Raw genomic sequence first — 18,620 nt, 5'->3', positions numbered from 1 at the left:
GCTGCCCGCCCGCATCGACCGCCTGACCTGGGCGGAAATTCGCCGCCTGGCCTTGCGTCACAAAAAATCCCTGTGGATTGCCAATGGCGTGGCCGTGCTGGCGACCCTGTGCAGCGTGCCGATTCCCCTGCTGCTGCCGCTGCTGGTCGACGAAGTGCTGCTGGGCAGCGGCGATGCCGCGCTCAAGGTGATGAACCACGCGCTGCCCCTGGGTTGGCAAAAAGCCGCTGGCTATATCGGCCTGATGCTGCTGGTCACCCTGACCCTGCGCTGTGGCGCGCTGGTGTTCAACGTGGTGCAGGCGCGCCTGTTTGCGCGGTTGGCCAAGGACATCGTGTACCGCATCCGCGTGCGCCTGATCGAACGGCTCAAGCGCATCTCCCTCGGCGAATACGAAAGCCTGGGCAGCGGCACCGTGACCACGCACCTGGTCACCGACCTGGATACGCTGGACAAATTCGTCGGCGAAACCCTCAGCCGCTTTCTGGTGGCGATGCTGACGCTGGTGGGCACCTCGGCGATTCTGGTGTGGATGCATTGGCAGCTGGCGCTGTTGATTCTGCTGTTCAACCCGCTGGTGATCTACTTCACGGTGCAGTTGGGCAAGCGCGTCAAGCACCTCAAGAAGCTGGAAAACGACAGCACCTCGCGCTTCACCCAGGCGCTCACCGAAACCCTGGACGCCATCCAGGAAGTGCGCGCCGGCAATCGCCAGGGCTTCTTTCTCGGACGCCTGGGCGAGCGTGCCCGGGAAGTGCGTGACTACGCCATCCACTCGCAATGGAAAACCGATGCCTCCAGCCGCGCCAGTGGCCTGTTGTTCCAGTTCGGTATCGACATTTTCCGCGCGGCGGCGATGCTCACGGTGCTGTTTTCCGATCTGTCCATCGGCCAGATGCTCGCCGTGTTCAGCTACCTGTGGTTCATGATCGGCCCGGTGGAACAGTTGCTGAACCTGCAATACGCCTACTATGCGGCGGGCGGTGCGCTGACACGCATCAACGAGCTGCTGGCGCGTGCCGACGAGCCGCAGTATGCCGGTGGTGAAGACCCGTTCAGCGGGCGCGAGACCGTCGGTATCGACGTGCGCGGCCTGGATTTCGGCTATGGCGAAGAGCGGGTGCTGAACCAGTTGAACCTGACCATCGCGCCTGGTGAGAAGGTCGCGATTGTGGGGGCCAGCGGCGGCGGCAAAAGTACCCTGGTGCAACTGCTGCTCGGGTTGTACACGGCGCAAGCCGGCAGCATCCGGTTCGGCGGTGCAACCCAGCAGGCCATCGGCCTTGAGACCATCCGCGAAAACGTGGCGGTGGTGCTGCAGCATCCGGCACTGTTCAACGACACGGTGCGCGCCAACCTGACCATGGGCCGTGAACGCAGCGATGAGGCCTGCTGGCAGGCCCTGGAAATCGCTCAACTGGATGTGACCGTCAAGGCCCTGCCTCAGGGCCTGGACAGTGTGGTGGGGCGCTCCGGTGTGCGCTTTTCGGGCGGGCAGCGTCAGCGGCTGGCGATTGCGCGCATGGTGCTGGCCGAACCCAAGGTGGTGATACTCGACGAGGCCACCTCGGCGCTGGATGCGGCCACCGAGTACAACCTGCATCAGGCATTGGCGCGGTTTCTCAGCGGCCGTACTACACTGATCATCGCCCACCGTCTGTCGGCGGTGAAGCAGGCCGATCGAGTTTTGGTCTTCGATGGCGGTCACATTGCCGAAGATGGCGACCACCAGCAGTTGATCGCCGATGGCGGGCTTTACGCCAAACTTTACGGGCACCTGCAACAAGTGCGTTGATTTGGCCTAGGCTGAGCTATCGGAAGCAGATTTTCGTGCGCTTACCCAGCTGTGCATGTGCAAGGGACTTCATGAAGCAAAAGCGGACTCTAGGAACGCCACGGCTGCTGGGCATCGTCTGGCCCTTCATTGCCGTCGTACTGTTTCAGGCACTGTTGGGCTGTCTCAGTCTGTACGTGCTGTCGGCGGTGCGTGGCTATGTGGCGGGTGAAAGCTTGTGGTCCAAGGGCCAGAAGGACGCCATCTATTACCTCACGCTCTACGCCGATAACCGCGACGCGGCCACCTATCTCAAGTACCAGCAAGCCATCGCCGTGCCCCAGGGCGGGCATGAACTGCGCATCGCGCTCGACCAGCCCGTGCCGGACACCGAGGCCGCGCGCCAGGGCATCCTCAAGGGGGGGAATCACCCGGACGATGTGTCCAGCCTGATCTGGCTGTACCTCAACTTTCGCCATTTCAGCTACCTGGAAAAAGCCATCGAGCTGTGGACGGTGGGCGACGGCTACCTGGTGCAACTGGATGACCTGGCCCGCTCGATGCACGGCGCGATCAACAGCGGCCAGGTCAGCGAGCGGGATGTGCGGCGCTGGAAGGCGCATATTTTTGCGATCAACGATGGCGTGACGCCGGCAGCCATGGCCTTCAGCGATGCCTTGGGCGAGGGGTCGCGGATGATTCTGCGGCTGCTGGTGATCACCAACCTGGCCACCGCCCTGGTTTTGATCGCACTGGCGCTGCTGCGCACGCACAAACTGCTGACCCAGCGCCACGCGTTTGCCGATGCGCTGCAACTCGAGAGGGAACGCGCGCAGATCACCCTGGAGTCAATCGGTGACGGCGTCATCACCACTGATGTCGACGGCGCGATCACTTACCTGAACCCGGCTGCCGAAGCGCTGACCCACTGGACCTCGGCCCAGGCCCAGGGTTTGCCGCTGGCGGCGCTGTTCAAGTTGCTGGATGAAGATGCCGAGTCCGATGGCTTCACCCTGATCGAACACATCATCAAAGGTCAGCTCAGTGGCGGCAGTGACCATTCAACGCTGATCCAGCGCCTGGACGGCAGCACTGTTTCGGTGACGCTGGTGGGGGCGCCGATCCGCAGCGCAGGCAAGATCAGTGGCGCGGTGCTGGTGCTGCATGACATGACTCAGGAGCGTCAATACATCGCCAACCTGTCCTGGCAGGCGACTCACGATGCCTTGACCGGTCTGGCCAATCGGCGCGAATTCGAGCACCGCCTGGAGCAGGTGTTGCAGCAGGCGGGGCGCCAGCCCAATGCCCGGCATGCGCTGATGTTCCTCGACCTGGATCAGTTCAAGCTGGTCAATGACACCTGCGGGCACGCGGCAGGTGACGAACTGCTGCGGCATATCTGCGCGTTGTTGCAATCGGACCTGCGCGAAGATGACACCCTGGCACGGCTGGGCGGCGACGAGTTCGGCATCCTGCTGGAGAACTGCCCGGTGCCGGTGGCGGAAAAGATCGCCGAAAGCCTGCGCCATACGGTGCAAAGCCTGCATTTCGTTTGGAAGGGCCGGCCGTTCATGACCACCGTGAGCATCGGCCTGGTGCATATCACCAGCACGCCGACCACCCTGGAAACCTCGCTGCGCACGGCCGACATGGCTTGCTACATGGCCAAGGAAAAAGGCCGCAACCGCGTGCAGGTCTACCATGCCGACGATTCCGAGCTGTCCATGCGCTTTGGTGAAATGGCCTGGGTACAGCGTTTGCACATGGCACTGGAAGAAGACCGTTTTTGCCTGTACGCCCAGGAAATTTCGCCGCTGGGGCAAACGGAGGGTGGCAGTGGCCACATTGAAATCCTGTTGCGCCTGCACGATGAAACCGGCCGCATCATTCTGCCGGACAGTTTTATTCCGGCGGCCGAGCGTTATGGGCTGATGACGTCTCTGGATCGCTGGGTGGTGGAAAACGTGTTCAAGATTATCGCCCGCTGCCTGCATGAGCGCCCGGGCCGGCCCATGGCGATGTGTGCGATCAATCTGTCAGGCATCACCATTGGCGATGATGATTTTCTCGGCTTTTTACGTGAGAAATTCAACACTTACAGTATTCCACCGGAAATGATTTGTTTTGAAATAACCGAGACAAGTGCTATCGCCAATTTGGGCAGTGCAATTCGCTTTATTAATGAACTCAAAGCCTTAGGTTGCCACTTCTCCCTCGACGACTTTTGCGCCGGAATGTCCTCATTCGCTTATCTGAAACATTTACCTGTAGACTTCCTGAAGATCGATGGAAGTTTCGTAAAGGATATGCTGGACGACCCGATTAACCGTGCCATGGTTGAAGTGATCAACCATATCGGCCATGTCATGGGTAAGCGCACAATTGCCGAGTTTGTAGAGACACCCCAAATCGAACAGGCGTTACTGGAGATTGGTGTGGATTACGCTCAGGGCTACCTGATTGAACGCCCGCAATTGTTTACCTTCGATAGCCTGCAGTGCCGACCCGCGCGGCCGCAGCCATTGTTATTCAAGGCGCCCGGCACATTCCGCTGAAACATTTGCTGGTCTGTACAATCACACTTAAAAAGGAGCCCTACAGTGATCGACACATTCAACCGAACCGGCCCGCTTATGGAAGCCTCGAGTTACCCAGCCTGGGCGCAACAACTGATCCAGGACTGTAGCGAGAGCAAGCGCCGGGTTGTCGAACACGAACTGTACCAGCGCATGCGCGACAATACGCTCAGCGCCAAAACCATGCGCCACTACCTGATCGGTGGCTGGCCTGTGGTGGAACAGTTTGCCTTGTACATGGCACAAAACCTCACCAAAACCAAGTTCGCGCGCCATCCTGGGGAGGATATGGCGCGACGTTGGCTGATGCGCAATATTCGTGTGGAACTCAACCACGCCGACTATTGGGTTCATTGGGCCCGTGCCCATGGCGTCAGCCTTGAAGAACTGCAGGCGCAAAACGTACCGCCGGAGCTGCACGCACTGAGCCATTGGTGCTGGCACACCAGTTCGTCCGATGCGTTGATCGTCGCGATTGCCGCCACCAACTATGCGATCGAGGGGGCGACCGGGGAGTGGTCGGCCGTGGTGTGTTCAACCGGCGTGTATGCGGCGGCCTTCCCTGAGGAAGACCGCAAGCGGGCGATGAAGTGGTTGAAGATGCATGCCCAGTACGACGATGCTCACCCATGGGAAGCGCTGGAGATCATTTGCACCCTGGCCGGCATGAACCCGACCAGAGCCCTGCAGGAAGAACTGCGCCAGGCCGTGTGCAAGAGCTACGACTACATGTACCTGTTCCTGGAAAGCTGCATGCTTCTGGAGAGAGAAACAGCGCCCGTGGCCGCCCGAGAACGGCCGGTACGCGTGGCCAGCGAAGCATGATGTAAACCCAGTGGCGGGGGCTTACCCCGCCATTGCCAAACGGTTGCGACCTTCACGCTTGGCGACATACAAGGCGTTGTCGGCGCGGCGCAGCAGGCTCTCGGCGGATTCGGCCGCCAGCAAGGTGGAGCAACCCAGGCTCACCGTCAGATCGATGCGGATATCGTCCGCCCAATAATTCTCGGCCTGTGCCGCCTGGCGCAGTCGCTCGCCGACCATCGCCGCCGCCTCCCGGCTGGTGTTGGAGAGCAGGATCAGAAATTCTTCCCCGCCATACCTGAACACCATGTCCACATTACGCAACTGGCCCTTGATCGACGCCGCCACTGCGCGCAGCACGTGGTCGCCGGCGCTGTGGCCATGGGTGTCATTGATGTGCTTGAAGTGATCGATGTCCAGCATCAGCAGCGACAATGGGTTCAAATGCCGGCGCGCCATGTCGATTTCGCGCTGCAGGGTCTGGTCCATGGCGATGCGGTTGCCCGTCTGGGTCAGCGGGTCGCGCAGCGCGCTACGGGTGGCCGTGCGATAAAGCAGGGCATTGCGCATTGGGTAGAGCAGGGTGGACAGCAGTGATTCGAGCTGCCCCAGCTCTTCCTCGGCCAGGCGCTGGTTGCGGCGCAACACCAGTTCGCCCAGAGGTTCGCCCTCGTGGCTGAGGGTGTAACTCACCGAGTGATGGCCGCGCTGGCCGAACTCAAGTCGCAGGTCGCTGGCCTGATGGCGATAAACCATCGCGTCGAGGGGCACCAGTCGCTGGATTTCGCGAAAGAACAGACCCAGGATGCGCTCCGGCTCCAGGCTGGTTTGCAGATGCTGCCCCAGTTGCTGGCGTAACTGAGCCAGCGTTACGGGGCGGTGCGGCAGCGGCGAGGGCTGACCGAAACCCAGGCGTTGCAATTTGGCGCTGTCGAAGTCGATTGCGTGGATCTGGGTAGGTGTTTTCATCAGCAATCGGCCTCTCAGCACTTGAACGTCTTACAGGCTAAGTCAGCGTGTCGGGTGCCATTACTTGCCCTGCTTGGGAAGTGTTAGAGCGAGATTCATGCCAATTCGTTTAATTAAAAAAAACACCTTACAAATCAATGGCGGTTTCTACGGGCGCAAACGCCCGCCTAAGTGTCACGCCGGTTATTTGGCTGATGCACCAGGATGTTGTGATCAATCTGCTCAATCGACGTCACGCCGGTCAGTGTCATGGCCACGCGCATTTCCCTGGCGAAGATGTCCAGCAGGTTTTCCACGCCCTGCTGGCCATCGGCAGCCAGCGCATAGGCAGTGGCGCGCCCCAGCAGGCAGGCCTTGGCACCCAGGGCCAGCATGCGCACCACGTCGAGACCGGAGCGAATGCCCGAATCCACCAGCACGGTCAGCTCATCGCCCACCGCGTCGGCAATGGGCGGCAGCGCCCTGGCGGTGGACAGCACGCCATCGAGCTGCCGCCCGCCATGGTTGGACACCACGATGCCGTCCGCGCCGAAACTCACTGCGTCCCTCGCATCCTGCGGGTCGAGGATGCCCTTGATAATCATCGGGCCCTTCCAGACGTCGCGGATCCATTCCAGGTCTTTCCAACTGATCGAGGGGTCGAAGTTGTTGGCCAGCCAGCCCATGTAATCTTCCAGGTGCGTAGGTTTGCCCAGATACGTTGAAATGTTGCCCAGGTCGTGGGGGCGGCCCATCAACCCCACATCGAACGCCCACTGCGGCTTGGTGATGGCCTGCAACAGCCTGCGCTGAGCGGCGTACGGCCCGGACATGCCCGAGTGCGCGTCGCGGTAGCGTGCACCGGGCGTCGGCATGTCGACGGTAAACACCAGAGTGGTCACGCCGGCAGCCTGCGCGCGCTCCAGTGCGTTGCGCATGAAGCCGCGGTCCTTGAGCACATACAACTGAAACCAGAGGGGCTGCGAGCTTTGCGACGCCACTTCCTCAATCGAACACACCGACACCGTCGACAGGCAAAAGGGAATGCCCTTGTTGGCCGCCGCCCTGGCCGCCTGCACTTCACCGCGCCGCGCGAACATGCCGGTCAGCCCCACCGGACTCAGGATCACCGGCAAGGCATGTTCCTGACCGAACAACGAGGTGCTGAGACTCAGGTTGTCGACGTTGCGCAGCACCCGCTGGCGCAGGCCGATGTCGGTCAAGTCCGAGCAGTTGGCGCGCAAGGTGTGTTCGGCGTAGGCGCCGCCGTCGATGTAGTCGAACAAAAAACGCGGCAACTTTCGCTTGGCGGCGGCGCGGTAATCGGAAGCGGACGAGATGATCATTGGGCAGTGTCTCCGGCAGGATGCGTTAACCATAGGCAAAGATCTGGCATGATAAAAACAACTTTTATCACTACAGCCAAGTCGCAAAAGGAATGCCGATGAACCTGCGCACATTGCGCGCCTTTGTTGAGGTGGTGCGCCAGGGAGGGTTCTCCCAGGCGGCCGAGGTGGTGTCCCTCACCCAGTCCACCGTAAGCAAGGCGGTCAAGACCCTGGAAGAGGAATTGGGCATGCCGCTGCTCAATCGTCTCGGTCACCGAAACGAGCTTACCGCCGCCGGCGAAATGACCTACCGCCACGCGCTGGCGCTGCTCGCCGAACACGCCAACCTTGTGGCCGAAATCCACGACCTGCGCGGCCTCAAACGCGGCGTATTGCGCATCGGCTTGCCGCCGGTGGGCTGCGGCCTGCTGTTTGCGAGCATGTTTGCGATTTACCGCAGCCGCTACCCGGACATCGAGATCGAGCTGACCGAATACGGCAGCAAGAAACTGCGCGAATGCCTGCAAGCCGGTGAGGTCGACCTCGCGGCACTGCTGTTGCCCGTGGATGAAGGCTTCGACTATCAGCCCGTACGCAATGAACCCTTGATCGCCGTCTTGCCGGTCAGCCATCCTCTGGCGCTGCGCAGCCGCATCGACTTCACGGATCTGGCCGACTCACCGTTCATCCTCTTTGAAGCCGGCTTCGCGCTGAACGCCAAGATCCTCGCCGCCTGCGAGCGCAGGGGTGTGACACCCAAGGTCACCGCGCGCAGCGCACAGATCGACTTCATCGTCGATCTGGTCGCCGCCGGCCTCGGTGTCGCCTTCCTGCCGCGCATGCTCGCGCTCAAGCACCAGCACGCCGGCATTGCCCTGATCCCCCTGGACGAACCGCACACCGACTGGCACATCGCCCTGGCCTGGCGCAGCAGCGCACACCTGCCGCCGGCGGCGCGGGCCTGGCTGGATCTGGCCGAGGAGCAGCAGCTTTCTGCAGGCCATCCGCTTTAAACCTGGCAGTCAGCAGGGCAGGGTTGACTTCTTCTTTTTAATCAGTAACATACGGCGCATTCCGCGATAGCTCAGTTGGTAGAGCAAATGACTGTTAATCATTGGGTCCCTGGTTCGAGTCCAGGTCGTGGAGCCAGATAGAAAAGCCTGCAGCGATGCAGGCTTTTTTTTGCCTGGGATTTGCCGAAGGTAACAGACCAGGCCGGGCAGGCACTAAACTGAAAAAGGGCGGTCAACAGGCCCCCACTTTCAAGATATGAAACATGCACTTACGTATTATTGCCGCTGCCTTGTCTGCCCTGGTTTTCCTTGCGCCTGTCGCCCACGCCCGCAACCTGTCGGCCCTCTACTCGAACGACGAAAAGCGCCTGTCCTTTGACAGCTGCGCCGACCTGTTCCCGGCCGCACCGATCAACACCGCTACCGTACCCGCCAGCCTGAAACCGCTGGCGCTGTGTTCCGACAACTTTGCCGTGCTCTACTCGCAAACCAGCAAGACGCCGCTGGTGGTGGTCGAACGCCTCAACGCCGCCTTGTTGAAAGCTGCCAAAGGCGAAGAGCGTACCAACCAGTTCTACGCCGACCCGCGCATTCCCAAAGGCGGTCGCGCGGAGCTGAGTGACTACCATGCCCAGCACCCTGCGGTGGACCGCGGCCACCAGTCGCCGGCCGCCGACGCGCCAGACGCGCATGCCATGGCGCAGTCGTTCGCGCTGTCGAACATGGTGCCGCAAGACCCCACCAACAACCGCAAGATCTGGAGCAAGGTCGAGTCCGATGTGCGCAAGTTCGCCGCGCGCGCGGGCGGCGATGTGTTTGTGTTCACCGGGCCGTTGTTCGACGCGGGCTACGGCACCATTGGCCGCAATAAGGTGTGGGTGCCGACGCGGCTGTTCAAACTGGTGTATGACGCCGCTTCCAAACGTGCCTGGGCCTATGTGCTGCCTAATTCGGAAACCCGCATTCAACGGCCGATGGATTACGACAGCTTCGTGAAAACCACCGGGCTGAAGTTGTTGGGCAATCTGCCGGTGAGCGGTTCGATAGGCCGTGGCTGATCGAGCGTCCCACTGTAGGAGCGGGTGAGCCGGCTGCTACGAAAAAACGGCATACTGACCGTCCTGCAATCAACGTCAAACGAGATCTCCATGAGCACCTCCCTTTCGCTGGCGCCCACGCGCAAGCCAGTCGCGCCGCTGCTGGCCTTTATCCTGCTGGTCGCCGGCGCGCTGTTCCTGCAAAACACGGTCGGCGCGCGCCAGGTGCTGTTGCTGGTGGTCGGCGCTGCCCTGGGCCTGACCCTCTACCACGCCGCCTTCGGTTTCACCTCGGCGTGGCGCGTGTTCATCAAGGACCGGCGCGGTGCCGGGCTGCGTGCGCAGATGGTGATGCTGGCGGTGGCGGTGCTGCTGTTTTTCCCGGCGCTGGGCGCGGGCACGCTGTTTGGCCAGCCGGTGGTGGGGCTGGTGGCGCCGGCCGGGGTGTCGGTGGTATTTGGCGCCTTTATCTTCGGCATCGGCATGCAACTGGGGGGCGGCTGTGCGTCGGGCACCTTGTTCACCGTGGGCGGCGGCAATGCGCGCATGCTGGTGACACTGTTGTTCTTTATCTGTGGTTCGCTGATCGCCACGCACCATGTGGATTGGTGGTTTGCGCTGCCGGCGTTCCCGGCGATGTCCATCGTCAAGAGTTTTGGCGTAGTACCAGCATTGGTCCTGAGCCTGGTGGTGTTTGCGGCGATTGCGTTGCTGACCGTGCGCCTGGAAAAAGCCCGGCATGGCCAGCTTGAAGAAGGCGTGACAAGCGAGCACCAGGGGCTGCGCCGCTTTCTGCGCGGGCCGTGGCCGCTGGTGTGGGGCGCGATTGGCCTGGCGCTGCTCAACTACGCCACCCTGGCCCTGGCCGGTCGGCCGTGGGGCATCACCTCAGCGTTCGCGCTGTGGGGCGCCAAGGTGGCGAGCGGGTTGGGGGTGGACGTGTCCGGCTGGGCGTTCTGGCAGATGCCCGGCAATGCCAAGGCCCTGGCCGCGCCGGTATGGGAAGACATCACCAGCGTGATGGACATCGGCATCGTTCTCGGCGCGCTGCTGGCCGCAGGCCTGGCCGGACGCTTCGCCCCCAGCCTGAAAATCCCCACGCGTTCACTGGTGGCGGCGGTAATCGGCGGGCTGCTGCTCGGCTACGGCTCGCGCCTGGCCTACGGCTGCAACATCGGCGCGTACTTCAGCGGCATTGCCTCGGGCAGCCTGCATGGCTGGGTGTGGCTGGTGGCGGCGTTTATCGGCAACGGCGTGGGTGTGCGCCTGCGGCCGTTTTTCTTCCCAGGTGAAAGGCCGCAGGTGGCGTTGAACGGTTGCTGAATCAGCTCTGCGGGGAAAGCCCGGGTGTTTGATCCGCTTCGTTCGCCAGCCTTTCCCGCTCGGCCTTGCTGATGTATTTGTCTTTGCTTTTAGGCGCCAATTTGGCATTGGCCTTCTTCGCCTTCGCCTTGAAAAGTTGCTGCAGTTTCTTTTGACGGTTCATGGTTTCCAGTCCGGATGTGTGCAGGCGCGGATGATAGCAGTTTGAGTTGGCATGACCGCTGGCTGGTCGGGCTCAAGTGGTTTACCTGGCTTGATTGCGCGACGCGATCCAACCTGGAAACAAGCGTTAATAGAATCGATAAGCAGCCACTACACGGGCTGGACTAGGTTTTTTTGACCGGTACGCACCGGCATCTAAAATCCACTAGCATTGGCAAGGAGTAGTCGATAGGCTACAAGTGATGCTGTGACCAATTTGATCGGCAGGACGCCAGAGTTCGATACATGGCTCGACGGTATGAGGGATGTTTGGGGCAAGACTGCTGTGTTGGCCCGACTTGACCGCGCTGAAGAAAACAACTTTGGCGATTGTGAGTCGATAGGCGAAGGCCTGAGTGAAATGCGTGTTTTCGTCGGCCCCGGCTACAGGGTTTACTTTGTACGTACGGGAATTACTGCCTACCTGATGCTGTGGGGGAGTGATAAAACCGATCAGAAGAGAGGAATCAAACGGGCAAAAGAGATTCTTGATGCCCTGAGAGGTCAGTGAGATGAGCGAGTCAAAATTCAAGCCAGAGGACATGCCGATCCTCGACCTGGACACTACCGGCACCCGCACCTATGAAGCTTCGCGCTTCCTCGACAGCCCGGAATCCATCAGTGCTTACCTGGCGCACAGCATGCAGGCCAATGACCCGCAGTTGCTGATGAAGGCGCTGGCCGAGGTCGCTAAAGCGTTGGGCGTGAGCAAGGTGGCAGAGGCAGCCGGGGTGAACCGAGAGAGTCTGTATAAAACCCTGAAGGGCGGTAGCAAAACGCGCTATGAGACTGTCCAGAAATTGATGGCGGCGCTGGGCGTCGAGCTGACGGTGCGGCCAATGGCTGCACCTGCCAGTCAAAAAACGGTACGGGCCAAACAGGCCGTCGCCGGCGATTCATGATCCAAAGGACCCACAGTTGAACGAACACACATTATCCCGACGCCTTGAGCGCGTGGCGGCGCAGGTGCCGGCGGGGGCGCGCCTGGCGGACATCGGTTCCGATCACGGTTACCTGCCGGTGGCGTTGGTGCATCGCGGGGTGATCACGGCGGCGGTGGCAGGGGAGGTGGCCGAGACGCCCTTTCGGGCGGCCGAGCGCAGTGTCCGTGAGAAGGGTCTGGAGCCGCTGATCAGGGTGCGCCTGGCCAGTGGGCTGGCGGCTATCGAACCGGATGACGGGATTACCGCCATCAGCCTGTGCGGCATGGGCGGGGAGACGATTCGCGACATTCTCGACGCTGGCAAGGCGCGTCTCACCGGCCAGGAACGCCTGATCCTGCAGCCCAATGGCGGTGAGCAACCGCTGCGTCAGTGGCTGATGGACAACCGCTACCGAATCCTCCACGAGGAACTGCTGCACGAGAACCGTTTCTACTACGAAATCATCGTTGCCGAACGTACCGGGCCGGTCGCCTATACGCCCGAACAACTGTACTTCGGCCCGCTGAACCTGCAGGCGCGCAGCCCGGTATTTTTCGCCAAGTGGCAGCGTCTGTTGCGCCTGAAACAGCGTACCCTCGCAGGCTTCGAGCGAGCGTTGCAAGGTGGCCCGGAACATAGGCTGCAAGCACTTCAACGGCAGGTGCGATGGATCAGCGACTTGCTGGCGTAATACCTCGCCATGATCAGCGCATTCCCACAGGGCGCCGCACCAATCCGGTGCCCGGTTACAGTGTGCGCCACACACTGAGTGCTTTCGCCCCAATTTTGCGCACCTCTCACGGGGCGGCTCCTCGCCACACCGCCAATTCCGGGCCTGTGGCCAGCGGCCCATATCTTGCTTGTGCCAGCCCAATCAATGACATGGCATTTTGCCGTTAGTCGTTTCAAGGCTTCGCCTCGCCGTGCACGGTGTGGGTTGTTCCAGGAGTTGTCGGCAATGCACAGTCTGTTATCACCCGGTATGCGCCTGCTCGGGCGCTTCGGTTTTGCGCGCAAGTTTCAGATTCTATTCCTCCTGTTCATGCTGCCGCTGGTCGGCAGCCTGTGGATGATCGCGGCGGACTACCGCGAGAAAAGTGCGGTGATTTCCAGCGAAAAGTCCGGCGTTCAGCAACTGTTGGCCATGGACTCCCTCGACAGCCAACTCACCGCCCAGCGCAACCTGGCCGCGCGGTGGAAAGCGGTGGACCTGCTGCGCGAACCCACCCCGGCAGCCAAAGCGGCGATGGACAAGGTCGATGCCTTTAACCCCATGATCCAGCAGAGCCTGCAAGCCCTGGGCGACACGCTCGCTGCCCAGCAGGCCAGCGCCGAAACCCTGGCCCGGTTTACGGCGTTGCAAGCGACGGTCAAAGGCATGGACACGCAATCCCTGCGCACCGTCGGCTGGTGGCCGGACGGCTACGACCGCTTCACTTCGGCGCTGACCGCGATGCAAGGCCTGCGCGAGCAAATCGCCCTCGACACCGGCCTGATCCTCGACCCGTGGCTGGAAACCTACCTGTTGATGCAGATCTCCACCCAGCAGACGCCGGACCTGATCGAGCGCGTTGGGCGCATGGCCAGTGTGGGGCAGTCGTCCATCGCGTCCGGGCAGTTCACCCTGCAAAGCCGCTTGCAGATGCGCGACCTGCGTAGCCGCATCGGCGACGCGCGGGACCAGTTGGTCAAGGCCGCCGCCTCGCTCAAGGCCAAGCCCTACGCCGGTCTCGAGGCGTGGAGCGCGCAGTACGATAACAGCCTGCAACTGCTCGACAGCGAACTCAAAATCCTCGACGACGGCGTGTTCGGCGGCACCATCAAGCTCGACAGCGCCGCCTTCGACCGCAGTGTCGACGCCATGCTCGGCGGCCTCGGCGCGCTGCGCAACCAGTCGCTGAACTCGCTGGACGCGCGCCTGAACTATTACCACGCCCGTTCCCTGCAGCAATTCGTGCCGGTGGCGGCCACGTTCAGCCTGCTGGCCCTGGCGGCGCTGTACCTGTTCATGTGCCTGCAGGCCTCGATTCAACGCAGTGCCAGCGGTATCACCACGCTGGCCGAGTCGTTGCGCGACGGCAACCTGTGCGTGGAAGTGGCGGTGCAAGGCCGTGACGAACTGGCCGCCATCAGCGCCGCGCTCAACGTTGCCGTGGCGCAGTTGCGCACCAGCCTGCTCGGCGTCAACCACGAGACCCAGCAGCTCGGTTCGGCGGTGCTGACCCTCAATGCCCAGTCGGGCAGTACCCTCAACGAGGTTGAAGACCAGCAGCACCAGATCAGCCAGATCGCCGCCGCTGCCACCCAACTGGCGGCCACGTCGATGGGCGTGGCCAGAAGCTGCGAGCAGGCATCCGGCAGCGCCCAGCAGACCCGGCGCATCGCCGAAGACAGCAGCCGCGACAGCCAGCGCACCACCGCCAGCATCCAGCAACTCAACCAGCGCCTCACCGACACCGCCAACGCGCTGGAGCAGGTGAGCCAGCAGGGCCAGCAGATTCAGTCGGTGGTCGACACCATTCGCGGCATCGCCGAACAGACCAACCTGCTGGCGCTCAATGCGGCCATCGAAGCCGCGCGCGCAGGGGAGCAGGGCAGGGGCTTTGCCGTGGTAGCCGATGAAGTGCGCAGCCTGTCGCAACGCACCCAGGCCTCCACCGCGCAGATCGCCAACACGGTGGACAGCCTGCGCGCCACGGTCAGCCAGGCCGTCAGCCTGATGGGCGCTGCCTGCGAGCAGGCCCTCACCGACGCCGAGTCGGTCACCGGCCTGGGCACGCGCCTGGGTGAAATCGCCGGCGCGGTGCAGAACGTCACCGACACCCTGGCGCAGATCGCGGCTGCAGTGGAAGAACAAGCCACCACCGCAGATGAAGTGAGCGGCAATATCCAGCAGGTGGACCAGGCGGCCGGGCGCTTGCTCGACGGTGCACGGGCGGTGAACCAGGCGGCGGATACCTTGAGCAGAGGCAGCCGCGCCTTGAGCGACAACACCGCGCGGTTCCGCCTGGGCTGAGGCTGCGGATGAACCTTCGAGGGTTACGGGGCTCACTTGTTAAGTCGCCCTGTGCCCTTGCCGAAAGGAATCCGCATGCCTTCAACCCCGCCAACATCCCCTTTGCACGGCCCCGTCGAACGTGAACTCAGCCCGCGCGCGGTCATTACCGGAGTCGTGCTCGGCATCCTGTTGACCCCCTCCAATGTCTACGCCGGCCTGAAGATCGGCTGGTCATTCAACATGTCAATCATCGCCTTGCTGGTCGGTTACGCGATCTGGCAAGGCCTGGCCAGGCGCTCCAGCACGGCACTGCCGTGGACGCTGCACGAGAGCAATATCAACCAGACCGTCGCCTCGGCGGCGGCGTCGATCATTTCCGGCGGGCTGGTGGCGCCGATCCCGGCCTACACCTTGCTCACCGGCCACCAACTGGACCCGATTCCGATGATCGCCTGGGTGTTTTCGGTGAGCTTTCTGGGCATCTGGATTGCCTGGTACCTGCGGCCTTCGTTGCTCAATGACAAGGCGCTGAAGTTTCCCGAAGGCATGGCCACCCTGGAGACCTTACTGCACATCTACAACCACGGCCGCGAAGCCGCGATACGCTTGAAAGTGCTGCTTGGCGCGGCGTTGCTGTCCGGGCTGGTCAAGTGGGTGGATACCTTCATGTGGGCGTTCCCGCGCTGGTCGCCGAGCGTGCAGCTTGAACGCCTCACGTTTACCGCCGATCCTTCGCTGTTGCTGCTCGGGTTTGGCGGCATCATCGGCTTGCGCGTGGGCCTGACCCTGTTGCTCGGTGCGCTGCTCGCCTGGGGCGGGCTGGGGCCGTGGTTGCTGGCGCAGCATCTGGTGAGCCTGCCCGAGGGCAGCCGTGGCCCGCAGTTCGCCGTGCTGGTGGAATGGCTGCTGTGGCCGGGCGTGAGCCTGATGGTGTGCTCGACCCTGGCCTCGCTGGCGATCCGCCTGTGGGCGTTGCATGCCTCGAGCAAAGCCGGCGGCGGTACGCCCTGGACCCTGCCCAGGCCCGGGCCGGCGGCTTGTTTCGTGCTGTCGATCATCCTGGTGGTGAGCCTGCAGGCGCTGCTGTTCGGCATCAACCTGGGCATGGCCCTGCTGACCATCCCCCTGGCGATTTGCCTGGCGGCCGTGGCGGCGCGGGTGGTGGGCGCCACCGGCATTCCGCCGATCGGGGCGATCGGGCAATTGTCCCAGTTGAGTTTCGGCATCGTCGCGCCGGGGCAGGTGCCGATCAACCTGATGAGCGCCAACACCGCCGGTGGTTCGGCCGGGCAGTGCACCGACCTGATGAACGACTTCAAGGTGGGCAAGGCGATTGGGGCGACGCCACGCAAGCAGATGATTGCGCAGATCCTGGGGATCTTCGTCGGCAGCATCGTCGGCGTGTTTGCCTACCTGGCGCTGATCCCCGATCCGCAGGGCATGCTGCTCACCGAGGAGTGGCCGGCACCGGCCGTGGCCACCTGGAAAGCCGTGGCGCAAACCCTCACCCATGGCCTGGATTCACTGTCGCCGAGTATTCGCTGGGCGATCGGCATCGCCGGCCTGATCGGCGTGCTGCTGGGCGTGCTCGACAGCACCTTGCCGGCCCATCGCGCGCGCTACCTGCCGAGTGCCGCCGCCCTGGGCCTGGCGTTTGTGCTGCCGGCCTCGGTGTCGTTGATGATGGCGCTGGGCGCGGTGCTCACCTGGCTGGTCAGCCTGCGCTGGCCGAGTGTGACGCAGCGCTTTGCGATCACGGCAGCAGCGGGGTTGATTGCCGGTGAGAGCATCACCGGCGTCGGGGCGTCGTTGTGGCAGATGTTTCGCTAAGCCGGCAGATCCGATGTGGGCGTGAGATATTTCAGCCAATCCCATGCCTGTGGCGAGCGGGCTTGCCCCGCGTTGGGGTGCGAAGCGCCCCCAATCGAGCAAAACGCGGTGTACCTGATACGGCTCAGCGCCTGGCTTTGGGGCTGCTGCGCAGCCCAACGCAGGACAAGCCTGCTCGCCACAACAAGCCCGCTTGCTACAACAAGTCCGCTTGCCACAACAGACCGGCTCTACGCCTCACTTGGCGAACGCATACTCGCCACCTTGCTCCACCGCCTTGCGATACGCCGGCCGCACCTGGAAGCGCTGCACCCACGCCGCCAGGTTGGGGTAAGCCTGCAACTTGCCCTGAGCCTTGGCGATTTCGCCGATAAAACTCATCTGGATATCCGCGCCGCTCAACTCATCCCCCAGCAGGTAGGGCGAGTTTGCCAGGGCGTTATCCAGATACCCCAGATAATTGGCCACTTCCGACTCGATACGCGGATGCAGCGGCGCGCCCGCTTCACCCAGGCGGCCCACATACAAATTAAGCATCAGCGGCAACATGGCCGAACCTTCGGCAAAGTGCAGCCATTGCACGTACTGATCGTAGCTGGCACTGCCGGCGTCCGGTTGCAGGCGGCCGGCGCCGTGGCGGCGGATGAGGTAGTCGACAATGGCGCCGGACTCGATCACCACGTTGCCACCGTCCTCGATCACCGGCGACTTGCCCAGCGCATTGATTGCCTTGAGTTCCGGCGGCGCCAGGTTGGTTTTCGGGTCGCGCTGGTAACGCTTGATCTCGTACGGCAGGCCAAGCTCTTCCAGCAGCCACAGGATGCGCTGGGAACGTGAATTGTTGAGGTGATGGACGGTGATCATGGACGGCTCCAGAGTAGGGGGGTGTGCAGGAATGGACTGTCACAGGGCCGCAGAGTGCCGCGGGATCCCCCAGGGCGTTTACAACTGTTAACTTTTTTAAGCGGCCATTCGCTTTAGGCTATGCGCGTGCCCCCAATCTGTGAAGAACCCGCCACCATGAAACTGCACGCCGTTGTCGCCACCTTCCTTGCCTTCGCCGCCTTCCAGGCGTACGCCGCCGCGCCGATCACCCATGTCGCCATCTACCGGGGCCCGGCAGGGTGCGATGACTGCTCGGAAAATGTGAAAAGAGCCCTGCTGCGCCTCAACCCCGGCTACCAGGTCGACTTCGTCGGCGCGGACGAGGACATCGACATCACCGCGCAAACCCTCGCGCGTTACGACCTCTACGTGCAGCCAGGCGGCGGCCAGGACATTCCCGGCGCGCTCGACAGCCTGGGCGACGAGCGCGCCGAGGCTATCCGCAACTATGTGGCCAAGGGCGGCCGCTACCTGGGCCTGTGCATGGGCGCCTATCTGGCGGACGACAACAACCTCGGCCTGATCCCCGACGCCATCGACACCGAAGCCGGTCGTCCAGGCTTTGAAGTCAGCGGCATCGACGACGCAGCGGTGCGCGTCACCTGGGCCGGCAAGCCGGACTACGTGTTCTATCAGGACGGGCCGTACTTCCCCACATCCACCGCAGCCACGCCTTACCAGACCCTCGCGACCTACCACAATGGCGACGTCGCGGCCGCGCGCTACACCTATAAAAAGGGCGTGGTGGTACTCAGTGGCCCGCACCCGGAAGCCGGGCGCGAGTGGTTCGAGAACGCCGATATCCCGCTGGACAAAATGCCCCGTGGCGACCTGTTCGGTGCGTTGATCCGCAGCGTTCAGGAGTAACGCCGCCAGCGTCACGGGCGGCCTGCGTTTTTGTGCATGTCGACATCAGGCACGATCGTGACGTACTCAGGCCTTTTCGCCTGGCTCTGCGCCCGTATGGTGGTGCGCAATTG

Annotated in this window: 16 protein-coding genes and 1 tRNA gene; 13 read left to right on the top strand and 4 right to left on the bottom strand. The window is 62.6% G+C overall.

Annotated elements, in window-relative coordinates; translation table 11 throughout:
* Position 1 precedes the first annotated feature (1 nt).
* The 3 genes from RHM60_RS07535 to RHM60_RS07525 all read left to right on the top strand — a co-directional run bounded on the left by RHM60_RS07535 (position 2) and on the right by RHM60_RS07525 (position 5,175).
* On the top strand, positions 2-1,795 hold the full coding sequence (locus RHM60_RS07535; protein WP_209990432.1) for an ABC transporter ATP-binding protein: 1,794 nt from the start codon (positions 2-4) through the stop codon (positions 1,793-1,795).
* Between the two features lie 71 nt (positions 1,796-1,866).
* Positions 1,867-4,329 carry an EAL domain-containing protein gene (locus RHM60_RS07530; RefSeq protein ID WP_209983290.1) on the top strand — a complete coding sequence of 821 codons (2,463 nt, stop codon included), beginning with the start codon at positions 1,867-1,869 and terminating at the stop codon, positions 4,327-4,329.
* Between the two features lie 78 nt (positions 4,330-4,407).
* Positions 4,408-5,175 (top strand): TenA family transcriptional regulator, encoded by a 768-nt coding sequence (locus RHM60_RS07525; RefSeq protein WP_416195181.1) that lies wholly within the window; start codon positions 4,408-4,410, stop codon positions 5,173-5,175.
* A gap of 21 nt (positions 5,176-5,196) precedes the next feature.
* Here the strand turns inward: RHM60_RS07525 and RHM60_RS07520 are convergent, their stop codons facing one another.
* Positions 5,197-6,123, bottom strand: coding sequence for a GGDEF domain-containing protein (locus tag RHM60_RS07520; RefSeq protein ID WP_322214120.1), 927 nt, complete (start codon positions 6,121-6,123; stop codon positions 5,197-5,199).
* A 167-nt stretch (positions 6,124-6,290) separates the two neighbouring features.
* On the bottom strand, positions 6,291-7,448 hold the full coding sequence (gene lldD / locus RHM60_RS07515; protein ID WP_209983282.1) for an FMN-dependent L-lactate dehydrogenase LldD: 1,158 nt from the start codon (positions 7,446-7,448) through the stop codon (positions 6,291-6,293).
* A 98-nt stretch (positions 7,449-7,546) separates the two neighbouring features.
* Between lldD and RHM60_RS07510 the strand changes: the two genes are divergently transcribed.
* The 4 genes from RHM60_RS07510 (at position 7,547) to RHM60_RS07495 (ending at position 10,803) form a co-directional block, all read left to right on the top strand.
* On the top strand, positions 7,547-8,443 hold the full coding sequence (locus RHM60_RS07510) for a LysR family transcriptional regulator (protein ID WP_209983280.1): 897 nt from the start codon (positions 7,547-7,549) through the stop codon (positions 8,441-8,443).
* Between the two features lie 60 nt (positions 8,444-8,503).
* Positions 8,504-8,579, top strand: a tRNA-Asn gene (locus tag RHM60_RS07505).
* A gap of 127 nt (positions 8,580-8,706) precedes the next feature.
* On the top strand, positions 8,707-9,501 hold the full coding sequence (locus RHM60_RS07500) for a DNA/RNA non-specific endonuclease (RefSeq protein ID WP_209983278.1): 795 nt from the start codon (positions 8,707-8,709) through the stop codon (positions 9,499-9,501).
* 90 nt (positions 9,502-9,591) lie between these two features.
* Positions 9,592-10,803, top strand: a complete 1,212-nt coding sequence (locus RHM60_RS07495; RefSeq protein ID WP_322214118.1) for a YeeE/YedE family protein — start codon at positions 9,592-9,594, stop codon at positions 10,801-10,803.
* Position 10,804: 1 nt separating this feature from the next.
* Here RHM60_RS07495 and RHM60_RS07490 read toward each other — a convergent pair whose 3' ends face one another.
* Positions 10,805-10,966, bottom strand: coding sequence for a DUF2986 domain-containing protein (locus tag RHM60_RS07490; protein WP_209983274.1), 162 nt, complete (start codon positions 10,964-10,966; stop codon positions 10,805-10,807).
* A 246-nt stretch (positions 10,967-11,212) separates the two neighbouring features.
* Here RHM60_RS07490 and RHM60_RS07485 point away from each other — a divergent pair, with 246 nt between their 5' ends.
* The 5 genes from RHM60_RS07485 to RHM60_RS07465 all read left to right on the top strand — a co-directional run bounded on the left by RHM60_RS07485 (position 11,213) and on the right by RHM60_RS07465 (position 16,755).
* Complete coding sequence (locus RHM60_RS07485; RefSeq protein WP_209983273.1) at positions 11,213-11,515, top strand: type II toxin-antitoxin system RelE/ParE family toxin; 303 nt, start codon at positions 11,213-11,215, stop codon at positions 11,513-11,515.
* Position 11,516: 1 nt separating this feature from the next.
* A complete protein-coding gene (locus tag RHM60_RS07480; protein WP_322214115.1) occupies positions 11,517-11,906 on the top strand; it encodes an addiction module antidote protein in 390 nt (129 codons plus the stop codon).
* 16 nt (positions 11,907-11,922) lie between these two features.
* A complete protein-coding gene (locus tag RHM60_RS07475; RefSeq protein ID WP_322214113.1) occupies positions 11,923-12,618 on the top strand; it encodes a tRNA (adenine(22)-N(1))-methyltransferase in 696 nt (231 codons plus the stop codon).
* A 186-nt stretch (positions 12,619-12,804) separates the two neighbouring features.
* Complete coding sequence (locus RHM60_RS07470; protein ID WP_373460551.1) at positions 12,805-14,943, top strand: methyl-accepting chemotaxis protein; 2,139 nt, start codon at positions 12,805-12,807, stop codon at positions 14,941-14,943.
* A 75-nt stretch (positions 14,944-15,018) separates the two neighbouring features.
* On the top strand, positions 15,019-16,755 hold the full coding sequence (locus RHM60_RS07465) for an OPT family oligopeptide transporter (RefSeq protein ID WP_322214111.1): 1,737 nt from the start codon (positions 15,019-15,021) through the stop codon (positions 16,753-16,755).
* Between the two features lie 237 nt (positions 16,756-16,992).
* Here RHM60_RS07465 and RHM60_RS07460 read toward each other — a convergent pair whose 3' ends face one another.
* Positions 16,993-17,619: a glutathione S-transferase gene (locus RHM60_RS07460; protein ID WP_322214109.1), complete on the bottom strand. Its 627-nt coding sequence runs from the start codon at positions 17,617-17,619 to the stop codon at positions 16,993-16,995.
* A 156-nt stretch (positions 17,620-17,775) separates the two neighbouring features.
* Here RHM60_RS07460 and RHM60_RS07455 point away from each other — a divergent pair, with 156 nt between their 5' ends.
* Positions 17,776-18,507, top strand: coding sequence for a BPL-N domain-containing protein (locus RHM60_RS07455; RefSeq protein ID WP_209983260.1), 732 nt, complete (start codon positions 17,776-17,778; stop codon positions 18,505-18,507).
* Positions 18,508-18,620: the final 113 nt, after the last annotated feature.

This window comes from Pseudomonas sp. MH9.3, assembly GCF_034354675.1.
Lineage (GTDB): Bacteria > Pseudomonadota > Gammaproteobacteria > Pseudomonadales > Pseudomonadaceae > Aquipseudomonas.
Note: the sequence above shows the minus strand (reverse complement) of the source record. Positions and strands in the feature narration are given on the sequence as shown.